The sequence below is a fragment of the Serratia sp. (in: enterobacteria) genome (assembly GCF_046715635.1).
Classification (GTDB): domain Bacteria; phylum Pseudomonadota; class Gammaproteobacteria; order Enterobacterales; family Enterobacteriaceae; genus Chania.
Genome location: NZ_JBKJYW010000410.1, coordinates 1 through 12,154, shown reverse-complemented (window position 1 = coordinate 12,154; position 12,154 = coordinate 1). Strand labels below are relative to the sequence as shown.

General features: G+C 52.8%; 8 protein-coding genes and 2 pseudogenes. 4 read left to right on the top strand and 6 right to left on the bottom strand.

Annotation, left to right across the window (positions count from 1 at the left end; translation table 11 throughout):
* Together ACLQ7H_RS21175 and ACLQ7H_RS21170 are read right to left on the bottom strand one after the other, a co-directional pair.
* Nucleotides 1–420: pseudogene (locus tag ACLQ7H_RS21175) on the bottom strand (Tn3 family transposase); the annotation flags it as partial.
* Between the two features lie 338 nt (nucleotides 421–758).
* Complete coding sequence (locus ACLQ7H_RS21170; RefSeq protein ID WP_411754362.1) at nucleotides 759–1,754, bottom strand: LysR family transcriptional regulator; 996 nt, start codon at nucleotides 1,752–1,754, stop codon at nucleotides 759–761.
* 226 nt (nucleotides 1,755–1,980) lie between these two features.
* Between ACLQ7H_RS21170 and ACLQ7H_RS21165 the strand changes: the two genes are divergently transcribed.
* A complete protein-coding gene (locus ACLQ7H_RS21165) occupies nucleotides 1,981–2,937 on the top strand; it encodes an agmatinase (RefSeq protein WP_411754361.1) in 957 nt (318 codons plus the stop codon).
* Between the two features lie 181 nt (nucleotides 2,938–3,118).
* Here ACLQ7H_RS21165 and ACLQ7H_RS21160 read toward each other — a convergent pair.
* Nucleotides 3,119–3,597, bottom strand: a pseudogene (locus tag ACLQ7H_RS21160) (Tn3 family transposase); the annotation flags it as partial.
* Between the two features lie 127 nt (nucleotides 3,598–3,724).
* Between ACLQ7H_RS21160 and ACLQ7H_RS21155 the strand changes: the two are divergent.
* From ACLQ7H_RS21155 to ACLQ7H_RS21145, 3 genes are all read left to right on the top strand, one after another.
* A complete protein-coding gene (locus ACLQ7H_RS21155; protein WP_411754360.1) occupies nucleotides 3,725–6,280 on the top strand; it encodes a heavy metal translocating P-type ATPase in 2,556 nt (851 codons plus the stop codon).
* A 209-nt stretch (nucleotides 6,281–6,489) separates the two neighbouring features.
* Nucleotides 6,490–6,999 (top strand): Cu(I)-responsive transcriptional regulator, encoded by a 510-nt coding sequence (gene cueR, locus ACLQ7H_RS21150; protein ID WP_411754359.1) that lies wholly within the window; start codon nucleotides 6,490–6,492, stop codon nucleotides 6,997–6,999.
* 56 nt (nucleotides 7,000–7,055) lie between these two features.
* The gene (locus tag ACLQ7H_RS21145) at nucleotides 7,056–7,253 is read left to right on the top strand and encodes a heavy-metal-associated domain-containing protein (protein ID WP_411754358.1); all 198 of its coding nucleotides are present in this window, start codon (nucleotides 7,056–7,058) and stop codon (nucleotides 7,251–7,253) included.
* A gap of 122 nt (nucleotides 7,254–7,375) precedes the next feature.
* Here the strand turns inward: ACLQ7H_RS21145 and ACLQ7H_RS21140 are convergent, their stop codons facing one another.
* The 3 genes from ACLQ7H_RS21140 to ACLQ7H_RS21130 all read right to left on the bottom strand — a co-directional run bounded on the left by ACLQ7H_RS21140 (nucleotide 7,376) and on the right by ACLQ7H_RS21130 (nucleotide 12,030).
* Nucleotides 7,376–9,190: a hypothetical protein gene (locus ACLQ7H_RS21140; protein WP_411754357.1), complete on the bottom strand. Its 1,815-nt coding sequence runs from the start codon at nucleotides 9,188–9,190 to the stop codon at nucleotides 7,376–7,378.
* 174 nt (nucleotides 9,191–9,364) lie between these two features.
* Entirely contained in the window at nucleotides 9,365–10,006 is a 642-nt protein-coding gene (locus ACLQ7H_RS21135; protein ID WP_411754356.1) for an MOSC domain-containing protein, read from the bottom strand.
* A gap of 59 nt (nucleotides 10,007–10,065) precedes the next feature.
* A complete protein-coding gene (locus ACLQ7H_RS21130) occupies nucleotides 10,066–12,030 on the bottom strand; it encodes a TonB-dependent receptor domain-containing protein (RefSeq protein WP_411754355.1) in 1,965 nt (654 codons plus the stop codon).
* Nucleotides 12,031–12,154 lie beyond the last annotated feature (124 nt).

The following is a 12,154-nucleotide window of genomic DNA, read 5'->3' as shown; positions in this document are numbered from 1 at the left end:
CGTTTTCACTGGTGTGACAAAACGCATACCATCAGCGGAGGCTACCTCACCGCCACCCCAGTATCCTGCCAACGCTAACGAGGACTGAAAATCAACCAGCCGCGCATTGGCGCTGACCAGCGTTTCTTCTCGGATGTAGTTCTGTTTCACCCAGCTCAGGCGATGGCGGGTCAGTGTAGGGATATTGTGCTTGATCAGCGGCTCATGTCCGATATTGCAGGCCTCAGCCAGCATCACCGCACACAGGCTTATATGTAGATCCTGCGCACGGGCACCTGACTCGCTGACATGGCTGAATTCACGGGTGAAGCCCGTTCTGGCGTCAATCTCGAGCAACAGTTCTGTCAGGTCAACGGGTGGGAGCAATTGTCTGACTCGGCTGCTCAGTCGTATCAGCGCCGGTGGCTCATCCAATTTGTCATATCAAGTCTGGCTCAGGCTATCAAAATTGCCAGGTCAAGTCTGAGCTAATAAAATATATGGAACAATTAGTTATCCTCATAACGTGGTTTTTTACACTATTGGCCCTCAAACCCCGGTGATAAGGTAAGGCGGATGCTTTATGAGCAAACGCTAAGAAAGAAGTTTGCCACGCAACACGAGAAGGAAAACAATTGAGGAACTTTCTATCAGGATCCCTACAAATTTCACACTGAATTGAAACCGAACGAAAAACTTCATCCCTTTATTTATGATTCGCAAGCGTTTCAAAAACGGAAAGGACAGTAACTAACGAAACAGTACGCGTTTTGCTGAGATTACTTTATAGAATTGGTTATTTTGATTTGATTTTTTACCCAGGGCATAATGCCCTCGATTTTAGGGGTTGCTTTTGTGATTAATATGTTTCGACAGATTTGCAATATCTCGTCGGAAAATATCTTAGGGGTTTCATGCTTTCTCACGACGAATATTTTTCTTGATTCACACGGGTTAGGAGCAGGCATCAAGGTTACATGATTAAACAGATGCTCTGCCAAAAGGGCAGTGAGAGGTTGAGTTAAACACCAGCCCATACCGGCGGAAACAAGAGTAAAAATAATTTGGTTGTCGTCAACTGAGAGCGTATTAGGAAGTTTAATTTGCGCATGGCGAAGCACTTTTTCACTTTGTTCACCAGATCCTGTATTCGGCGTATACCTAACCATTGGAATACCGCAAAAGCTCAAATTCTCCCATGTCCAGTTTTGCCGTAATTTTGCAACGGAAGTGGGCATCATAACCACGTGAGGTTCACTGTAGAGAAACTGGTGCTCAAGATTTTCAGCGTCTAAAAGAAGTCCCGTCGCTACGATACAATCAACCTTATCCTTTAAAAGCTCCTGATAGAGAAAGTCAGATGTTCCAGAATGAAGTTTAATACGGCGGCCACGCTTGAGCATGCCTAAAATGAGTTCAGGGCAGAGATTTCGACCAATTGATTCAATGACTCCAACTCTGACAGTTGTTCGTACGAAATTCTTGGCACGGAGAGCATCAAGCGTTCCGGCAAAGTCAGTAAGTTGCCGCTGAATCCGATCGTAAAGAACTTGACCTTCATACGTGACGCTTAATGGACGAGTAGTACGGTCAAACAGGTCAAAACCAAGTTGGCTTTCCAGTGATGCAATACATTGGCTAACTGCAGACTGCGTGATGCCTAGTTTTTTGGCGGCAACAGTAAAATTTAGAGATGAATAGACAGCGTAAAAAACTTTGATCGTTTGATTGAAAAGGACATCCGATGCAGAGAACTCTTTATCTTGATGCAGCATTGTTTAACTCCTTAGAATTTAAGTATTTTATAGAGGAAATATCAATACTCACACCATTATCACAAGTTCATAGAGCACTCAGCCTAGTATAACCATAATTTATGATGTTAAAGGCGTTAACTAATCGTTCTTTAATAGTTTAGGGATAATAAGTACAATTTTTTTCAGTAAAAAGGAATAGCTATTTAGCTAAATCTTATCGCAATATTTTTTAGGAGTATTGATTATGAACAAGAAAATCTACAATCTTCCCATTACTGGTATCGCGAGTTTCGCCAAATATCCTATTTGCACAGATCTTAACGAACTCGATGCCGATATGTGCGTGATGGGAATCCCCTATGATATGAGCACACCTTATTTGACAGGATCTAAATTTGGACCTCGACGCATCCGCGAAGTGTCTTGTCATTATGCCCGAGGCGATGCTGGCTTTTGGGATCCCGAACGCATGGAGCAGTTCCTTGAAGCACCAATCAAGATTGTTGATGCTGGGGATGTAGACATGGTTCCGATGAGCTACGAAGAAACGTTTAGCAATGTAACTGAATGCGTTCGAAAAATCATCTCTAAGGGCGCTATACCTGTCATGATGGGAGGGGACCATGCTGTAACAATCCCGACAGCTCAAGCACTTGATAGATATGATGACTTGTGTATTGTCCAATTCGATGCTCATCTAGACTTTGGTCTTCGCAACTGGACAAACGGCAGCCCAATGCGTCTTATTTCGCAGATGCCGCACTTTAAAAAGATGTGCCAAATCGGTATGCGCGGCCTCGGAAGCAGCACCCGCGAAGATTTCGAAGCCGCTTACGCTTTTGGCTCCGTCGTCATTTCCGCCCGTAAAGCGCTCGAAATGGGCTCTCAAAAAGTTCTGAATCAGATCCCGAAAGCCAAAAACTACTTCGTTACAATTGACATTGACGGCTACGATATGAGTACAGCCCCCGGAGTTGGCTCTCCATCGCCTGGTGGCCTTAACTATTCTTTCGTGACTGACGTGCTTGAAGGTATCACAAAGATGGGTAACGTTGTCGCTTTCGATCTTGTCGAAGTTGCACCGCAATATGATCCGAGCGGCATTACATCGCGTCTTGGCGCTATGACCATGCTCGCCTTTATGGGATATATTATGAAGGAACGGGAGCGTAAAGGTATGCTTAGGCAACCTTATAGCTGATTGATGACGGCTTATTTTCTTTTTCAGACAATAAGGCCTAATGGGAGCGAAGCTGCAAAATGCGACATTTACGCTCAGACGAATCCCGATCATCACTGTAGCTACCGGTCCTAGGCACCAAAAGCGAAGCGTGAATTATGGCTCTGACGTTACTGTTTCGCTGATATGGGAGTCCCCCCTTGTTCCAGTTTTCCACGACGTTGAGGCCCGCATTAATTTCACAACGCAGCGACTCATCTTGCAAATAGCGACAGAGGAAGATGGTCTTAATCGCTTTGCCCAACTCCGCTAATGCCTTATAGGTTGGGTGCTGGATGTTATTGCGGGTGAATCGCCTCAATATGGCCTCGGGTTCGGCCGTTCCTACTTTAAGTGCCGCTGTATATTTGATTATCTCGTCATACTGTTGTGCAATAAGCTCCCAGTCGATCCCCCGAGTTAAAATCGGGGTCAGGTGCGGGTACAACTGTGCATCCTCTTTTTCACACACATACAGTTTCTGTCGGGAGATCGCTTTCAGACGGGGCAGTAAATCGAACCCCAGCACATCACAGTTGAGTGGTGGCGTACTTTCGACGATCCGGCGCTAACCAGCAACTGGCCATTGTCAGCATCTATAAGGCGTTGGGCGGCGGTTGGGAGGTCTGTACACAGACGGAGCGCGATTGTGATGGGGCCAACGGCATAGCCAATTTACCCCCTAAGAACTGATTGCAAACAGGCCTTGACCTTCCCCTGGTGGGAAGCTTTAAGCTTTTGGTTACCGAAACTTTCCAGGAGTAGAGTCATGGCTTCCGTTTCCCCCCAATCAGGTTCCAATCAAGCGGCTCGTCTGAGCCTGCCGGTCGAAGGAATGACCTGTGCATCGTGCGTGGGCCGTGTCGAGCGCGCACTGAAAGCGGTTCCCGGCGTGCAAACGGCCACGGTCAACCTTGCCACCGAGCGGGCAGATGTCACCTTCAGCGCTGTGGCCGATCCACAGGCGGCCGTTAATGCTATTAAGAGCGCCGGTTACGCCGTCCGTGAAGAGACTAGCGAACTGGCGATCGAAGAGATGACCTGCGCTTCGTGCGTTGGCAGGGTTGAGAAGGCGCTGACGCAACTTCCGGGCGTACTCTCAGCTACCGTCAGCTTGGCGACCGAGCGTGCGCGGGTACGGCACCTCGCCGGGGTTGTCTCCACCGCTGACCTTGAATCAGCGGTCGAACAGGCCGGATACAAGGCCCGTCGTTTATCTGCCGAAACGGCGAATGTGAACGATCAGGATACCGAACGCCGCGAGAACGAAGCACGCGGCTTGCGCCGCTCTTTGCTGATTGCAGGCATTCTCACTTTGCCGGTGTTTATCCTTGAGATGGGCTCACATCTTATTCCTGCGATGCACCATTGGGTGCAGGGCGTTTTGGGTGAACAGACGAGCTGGTATATACAGTTCGTGCTTGCCACCCTGGTGCTGTTCGGCCCGGGCCTGCGTTTCTTCCGTAAGGGCATCCCGGCGTTGTTGCGCGGGGCTCCCGATATGAACTCGTTGGTGTCGGTGGGTACGGCAGCGGCGTATGGCTATTCGGTGGTGGCAACCTTCATCCCCAAGGTACTGCCACCGGGAACCGCTAACGTCTACTTCGAAGCCGCCGCCGTCATTGTGACCTTAATACTGCTTGGGCGCACGTTGGAGGCTCGCGCTAAAGGGCGAACGTCGCAGGCCATCAAACGGCTGGTTGGGCTTCAAGCCAAGACCGCACGTGTTGAACGCAACGACGAAACCGTTGAGATCCCGCTCGATCAGGTGACCACCGGTGACGTGGTGTTCGTGCGCCCAGGGGAGAAGATCCCGGTCGATGGCGAAGTCGTCGAGGGGGCATCTTATGTTGACGAGAGCATGATCACCGGTGAACCCTTGCCGGTATCGAAAGGCGTAGGCGCTGCCGTTGTGGGTGGCACCATCAACAAGACCGGTGCTTTTAACTTCCGCGTCACCAAGGTCGGGGCCAATACGGTGCTGGCGCAGATCATCCGCCTGGTTGAGGAAGCGCAGGGCTCCAAGCTGCCGATCCAGGCGCTGGTCGACAAGGTGACCATGTGGTTCGTACCGGCAGTGATGGCCGCCGCCGCGCTGACCTTCCTGGTCTGGCTGATCTTCGGCCCGGATCCGGCGCTGACCTTTGCGTTGGTGAATGCGGTTGCGGTGCTGATTATCGCTTGCCCATGTGCCATGGGGCTGGCCACGCCGACGTCAATTATGGTCGGTACCGGGCGCGCAGCTGAACTTGGCGTGTTGTTCCGCAAAGGGGAAGCCTTGCAGGCGCTGCGTGACGTGAGCGTTATCGCCCTCGACAAGACCGGCACTTTGACCAAAGGACGCCCAGAACTCACCGATCTCGTTCCCGCTAAAGGTTTCGAGTACCGCGAAGTACTGGCTCTGGTTGCAGCGGTTGAAACCCGCTCTGAGCACCCGATCGCCGAAGCGATTGTGTTGGCCGCTAAACAGCAGGGCATCACGCTGACCCCCGTTGAAGGCTTTGACGCCGTGCCGGGCTTTGGCGTAACGGCCAAGGTTGATGGCAGGGTGGTTTCCGTTGGTGCGGACCGGTTCATGACGCAGCTTGGCCTTGATGTAGCGGGCTTCAAGTCTGCCGCCCAACGCCTGGGTGAACAGGGTAAGAGCCCGCTCTATGCCGCTATCGACGGTCGCTTGGCGGCGGTGATTGCGGTTGCCGATCCGATCAAGGAAACCACGCCAGAGGCGATTAAGGCGTTGCACGCACTGGGCCTCAAAGTGGCGATGATCACCGGCGACAATGCGGCAACGGCGGCGGCGATCGCCAAGCAGCTCGGTATTGATGAAGTTGCGGCAGAGGTATTGCCAGACGGCAAGGTTGCCGCGCTGAAAAAGTTCCGGATCAACGGGGCGCGAGTAGCCTTTGTGGGGGACGGCATCAACGACGCCCCGGCGTTGGCGGAAGCGGACGTTGGGCTGGCTATCGGCACCGGTACCGATGTGGCTATCGAGGCAGCTGACGTGGTGCTGATGTCTGGCGATCTGCGTGGTGTGCCGAACGCTATCGCGCTTAGCCAGGCGACGATCCGCAACATCAAACAGAACCTGTTCTGGGCCTTTGCCTACAACGCGGTGCTGATCCCGGTGGCGGCAGGGGCGCTTTATCCGTTGAACGGTACCTTGCTTTCGCCGATCTTCGCGGCGGCGGCGATGGCGCTCTCCAGCGTCTTTGTCCTTGGCAACGCGCTACGCCTGAAGCGCTTCCAGGCTCCGATGACGGTTGAAGCCTCTAGCGGCACAGCGGAAAGCGGGGCGGAGATTATCCCTGTTACCGCAAGCAAATGACCAATGTCGGGCCATGGTGATGCCCCTCACCCTAACCCTCTCCCACAGGGCGAGGGGACCGAACGTGCGACAAATTGAGTCCAGCATCCTACTACCCGCCAACAACTCCGAATCAGCTCCCTCTCCTTGGGGAGAGGGTTGGGGTGAGGGAGACCAGTAACAATGACGCTCATCCACAGTTTCACTGTAACCCTATGTAGGAGTAAACGATGAATATCGGTCAAGCAGCCAAGTCCTCCGGCGTTTCAGCCAAGATGATCCGCTACTACGAACAGATCGGCTTGATCCCCAAAGCCATACGTTCGGATGCGGGCTACCGCCATTACAGCACCTCGGACGTGCATAGCCTGCGTTTTATCCGCCGCTCACGTGACCTTGGGTTTTCTGTTGAGCAGATCTCGGCGCTGTTGGTGCTGTGGAACGACCGGGACCGTGCTAGCGCTGACGTCAAAGAAATGGCACTTTCCCACGTCGCCCGGCTAAAAGCCAAAATCGCCGAACTGCAGGCGATGGCGCAAACCCTCGAGTTCCTGGCCGATCACTGCCACGGTAATGACCGCCCAGACTGCCCGATCCTGGCAGATTTAGCCGAGCCAACCGCAGCCGCGACAGTGCCAAATAAGGCACCAAGGTTTGGGGTTGCGTCAGGCGTGCTGAAACGCGAGGAGAAGGGATTTGCTGTGGTAATGAAAGAGAAAATTTTGCAGAAAAACCTTTGACCTTGCCACGCTGGCAAACCTCATAGTGCTCTGACACTAACCCGATGGAGATCAACATGCATCATTTCACTGTTCCCAATATGACCTGCGGCGGCTGCGCTAAATCCGTCACCAAGGCGCTACTGAGCGTTGACCCACAGGCCCGAATCGAAACCAATCCGGCGGCAGGTGAGGTAAAGATCGACAGCACTTTGGCAGCCAGCGAGTTATTTGCGGTACTTGGCGAAGCTGGCTACCCGGCCCGTCATACCTGAACAGCAAAGGAGAACCTGGTATGAAACCTGTCAAAATATTGCCCCTATTAGAAGCCGCTTGATGCGGCTTCAACCAGGATTAGCTAAGTGGGCGCCCCAACGTTTTGAGCCCCGCAGTCTTGTTACTTGCGCTTCTTCAGTTGCTGGGTGGCGAATTTCACCACCTTCTCATCCTTATCCGCCAGCATCAGAGCCAAGACTTCATCAGGCGTATTCGGATGTGTGGCCACCTGGCGACGTACCTTAACCGATTTATCCTGCGCCATAATGGTGAGCAGGCTGGGGGCCGCGTAGGGTTGCCCTGGCAGTATCTCTCTTAATTCCAACGAGCTATGCTGCGCCAGTGGATTGAGGATCTCGGTTGGCCGAAAAGTATAAAAGCCTATCAGCGAATACAGCACGCTCCAATGCTCGCTGTTAACTAGCTTCTCTCTGATATCGTCCGGGGTATTTGGGTTATCTGCCAGACTCGACAGGACTTCAACGCTGTTGTCTTGCGCCAAGGCGATCAGTATTGCAACAGCCGTTTGTGGGTTGCTGGCGACGGCGGCCCGCACCACTTCATCCTCATCGTTGCTCAACCGATCCAGCAATGCAGGCGAACAATGCTCATTTTCCGCCATTACGCGCCGTTCATCGGCGTCCGCATCGTTGATGCGCTCAGAGAATATTTCAGGATGCTGCTGCACATAGGCGGTCTGATGCTCAAGCGCCAGTCTGGCTACCTCCGGTGAAGGATCATTAAGCAGTCTTTCAATCAATGGATCTGGTAAGGCCCGATTTTGGGCAACTTCCTCCCTCAGCAGATCGAAAGGGCATTCGCTGAATAAGCGGAGGATCGCTACCGGGGTCAGGGGGCTGAGTGCCATCGAACGGTTAAACTGAAACAGATTGCTGGCGACTTCGCACAGATAGGTTTGAGGGCGTGGGCCATCAGAGAGCGCGAAGTTACGGAACGGCGGCTGTTTCGCACGTAGCTGGGGGGCCTTATCCGCCAGTTGTTCCGCCCAGCGAGCAAAGGTCGGCCAGTCTATAACGCTATTTTCTGCCAGTGCTGCCATACCAGCAAAGCTATCCTCGGTAAACACATAGGGATGCTGCGCCAGCTTTTGCCAGATGAGGAGGGCTGTCTCAGTAGGTTGTGGATTATGGAAAAGCGACCGGTTGTGGGCAAGGCCGCCCAGGATAAACAGATCCATTGATTGAGCTAAACAAGCCAAGATGGTACTGGATACGGCTCGCTCCGCCAGATGGTGGCGCACCCAGATATGGGCATCGTCCAATAACCCCATCATCAACGCCTCATCTTCATGATAGCGAGAAACGAGCAGGCACCTGACCAAATGAGAAGGATCTGCCAGCAACGACTGCAACAGGGTACGAGGTGGGTCAACCAGCCGAAAGACCATATTCTCACGAACGGCCTCATCCGGATGATGAATCGCAATATTTGCCCAGCACGCTGGCCATGCCGAGTTGGTAGCCAACTTATCAACAATAGGACCAACGGGGTCCAGAAAATAGTCTGAGTAAACTTTGTCTGCGGCACGTTCATGGTCCGCTATTGAGGCCATTGGGCGGCTGGCCAGCCCCTTAACCATCGTTGGATAGTGGGAACTTAACGCCTCCCACGCCAAAGCTTCGCTGGCATACTCCCAGGGCTGCCAACGCGAGACCAACTCTGGCCATATCATGCACGGTACAATAAACGGCTGTTTGCTTTGCTGGGCTACCTGGATTTTCAGTTCCAGCGACAATGCGGACAGCACTTCTAGCAGAACCTGAGTAGCGGTATTTTGCGCATTAGCGACGGCTTTTAAAAATCGATCCGGGAACGCCGCCCAGCCGTGTTCAATCAGCAGGGCCGAAAAATCAGGCGCATTGAGGAGCTTACTGACGGTGTTACTGCGGGCTTGGCTTAAGTCTGAGATCTCCATGGGGGTGACGTTCCTCTAATCCTTGTTCAGAGCATACTAGCCGATTGAGATTCTTTGTTCAAAATGCTCCCATGTGCTCATCATGCTTGTCAGTAAGCCCCTCACTCCAACCCTACCCCAAACGTCTACGGGCCTGATACGTAGGGGCGCTGCATGCTGCGCCCGCAAGCAATATTAAACCGCCAAGCGTTCCGACACTTTGTCCCGCCAGACAGCGCTCAACACACTGAGTGTGCCAAGGGCTTCGAGTTCGGCGAGGGACGCTTCGGGGTTGAAAATAATCTGTTGTGCCCGCACCAGCGGCCAGTCAGCATAAGGGCGCTCAATCAGGCTCAGGGCCGTACCGCTTTGCATTTCCCCGGCTTGCAGCACGCGATAAAACCAACCGTTGCGCGATTGCTGATGCATCACCTCGGGAGCCTGCTCGTCCTGCAAACGCGCAGCCATGGTACCGCAGGCTTCTCGGCCCCAGGAAACCTGGAGCAACGCGGTACCAACCTGATAGATATCCCCCAGACAAACCGTCTGCTCGGTGATCCCCAAGGTGGCAAAGTTCTCCCCGAACACGCCTGGGTTAGCAAACAGCGCCGCACTGGCCGGATAACGTGCCCGCCAGAAGTCATAATGTTCCAAGGCATAGTTCATTAATGCGCAATCGGCCTCGTCGTAATGCTCTTTACGGCCATCCGCAGTTTCTAAACCGTGCGCATGCACATATACCGGCTCATCGATTGATTGCTTTTGGCGGGAGCCATCAGGCTGTTGAACATTACATAACACAAATTTTACCGTGGCTATGGTCGGTTTATTTTTCATCTTTATTGCTCCAGAAGTCTGGGAAGGCCCGTCGGTTTTTTGCGGGCCATCCGCACAGATTAGAACTTGTATTCAATACCGGCCCAGTAGTTACGGCCTTCCTCAACAAAGCCTTCGGTATAGGCATAGGCAGTATCGAACAGGTTATTCACCGAAGCGTTAACGCTCAGCCCCTTGACGATCTGATAATCGCTGCGCAGGTTGGTGACCGCAAATCCTGCCGCCTTCTGGCTACCATCGGTATTGCTGTAGCTTGATGAGCGGGCCTCTTCAGACAGGGTGAAGCTAAGTGGCTGCCACGGCGTATAGGTCAGCCAGCCCACCACGGTCTGGGTAGGCAGGCAGGTAATTTTACCCACGTCCTGATCCTTCACGCTGCTGTGGATCAGGCTGTAATTGAGGCCAACCTTCAGTTCTTCGACGATCACCCCTTTGATACCCAAATCGAGCCCGGTGTAATCCACACGCCCGCTGTTGCGGTTTTGTACCGTGTTGGCATCGATATTCTGCGTCAGAATGGCGTCGCTGATCCGGTTGTAATACACGCTGGCTTCGTAGCCCCAGTTTTCCGTCAGATAGCCGTTATAGGTTAAATCGATGCTGCGGGCACGTTCCGCTTTGAGATTTGGGTTAACCAACGCCACCTGACCAAAGGCCGGGCGGGAGGTGGTGTAACGCTCTTTCAACGTCGGGAAACGGCTGCGATCCGAGAACGAGAGGGCAATTTCATCGCGGTTATCGAAGTGGTATTTGGTCATCGCCTGCCAGTTGAAGGCGTTTTGACTATTGTCGTCATAACGAGTGATCTTGCCGTTATTTTCGTGCTTCATCGCCTCCAGGCTATCCCGCCAGTCATAGCTTATCCCGGCTACCACATCCCACTTTTCATCCACCGCCCACTGATACTCACTGGAAAGTGACCAGGTGCGATCTTTATAGCGATCGTAAGGGGCGTCTTTAGATCCCTGCTCGCGGTGAACATCCTCTTTCCAATGCGCGGCGAACGAAAGCTGATCGCGCTCGCGCAGATCGGCGGCCAGTTGCAGCGCTGCGCCATCCGTATAGTCGTCATAGTGGCTGTAGCTACCAATCCCCTGATGAAGATCGCTTAGTGAGTTGTACATCATCAGGGTATTTTTGAAGGTGTCCCGGTAAGCGCGGCTTTTTAACGTGAACATATCCCCCAGCTTGGTCGTTCCCTGATAGTAATAACTCTCTTTGTCATACTCTGGCCACTGCCAATAGCGGGGCTTCTGGTCGCTGGTTCCGGCGTACGGCGGGTTTTGCTTTTCCCCATCCTGCTTGATATAGGTAAAGGTATATTCATCGTTCTCACGCGGGGTAAAACCAACTTTGACGATGCCGCGTTTGTCATCCGATGCGGAATTGGTTCGCCGACCGTTCTCGCCCGCGACTTCGTTGTCCACGCTATGTGGCAACCCCGCGAAGCGCTGTTTTAATTGGCTGCCGCTGACTTGCAGATAGCCGATATCGTTTTTAATCCCCAGCGAGGCATCTGCATCGAACGCGTTGTCGCTACCACGGCTCCAACCTTGACGATAACCGATGCTGGCCTCCAACGGCTTGGTCGGTTTTGAGGTGGTCAGGTTGATTGAACCGCCCATTTGGTTTGGCCCTTGCAGCAACGAGGTGTAGCCTTTTGACACCTCTAGCGAGGCCAGGTTAGAGGTTAAAAAGCGCCCGAGATCCAGGTTGCCATCATAGGGAATATAGATTGGCACCCCGTCATAAAACACCGGCACCTGACGGTTATCAAAACCGCGCACCCGTACCTGGAGCTCGTTACGGCCACCGGATTTTTGCAGCGTCACGCCTGGCACGATACTGAGCGCATCGGCCACGTTGCGTTTATCCAACTGGGTAAAAGTATCGGGGGTGACAATCGTACTGGTATTGGCCACCGGGCTACCCCAAACGGTCAGGGTATCTTCGGCCGCCGCCATGACATTCCCGGTCATCAAAAAGGATAGGGCGGTGCATAGAGTGGTTTTTTTCATTTTCATTAGGTTCCCAGGTTTTTCGATATGTTTATTTTTATATAATGCTAGTTGTGTTAATGGGCGCGGCCCGAGGCCGTACCCACCAAGAACGCTTTACTCCGTCGGGATAAGTTTTACTTTGATATCA

What these genes read in the sequence shown, in the direction of transcription:
- ACLQ7H_RS21165 (WP_411754361.1), top strand. Translation starts at nt 1,981, where the DNA reads ATGAACAAGAAAATCTACAATCTTCCCATTACTGGTATCGCGAGTTTC.
- ACLQ7H_RS21135 (WP_411754356.1), bottom strand. Translation starts at nt 10,006, where the DNA reads ATGAAAAATAAACCGACCATAGCCACGGTAAAATTTGTGTTATGTAAT.
- ACLQ7H_RS21145 (WP_411754358.1), top strand. Translation starts at nt 7,056, where the DNA reads ATGCATCATTTCACTGTTCCCAATATGACCTGCGGCGGCTGCGCTAAA.
- cueR (WP_411754359.1), top strand. Translation starts at nt 6,490, where the DNA reads ATGAATATCGGTCAAGCAGCCAAGTCCTCCGGCGTTTCAGCCAAGATG.
- ACLQ7H_RS21130 (WP_411754355.1), bottom strand. Translation starts at nt 12,030, where the DNA reads ATGAAAATGAAAAAAACCACTCTATGCACCGCCCTATCCTTTTTGATG.
- ACLQ7H_RS21155 (WP_411754360.1), top strand. Translation starts at nt 3,725, where the DNA reads ATGGCTTCCGTTTCCCCCCAATCAGGTTCCAATCAAGCGGCTCGTCTG.
- ACLQ7H_RS21170 (WP_411754362.1), bottom strand. Translation starts at nt 1,754, where the DNA reads ATGCTGCATCAAGATAAAGAGTTCTCTGCATCGGATGTCCTTTTCAAT.
- ACLQ7H_RS21140 (WP_411754357.1), bottom strand. Translation starts at nt 9,190, where the DNA reads ATGGAGATCTCAGACTTAAGCCAAGCCCGCAGTAACACCGTCAGTAAG.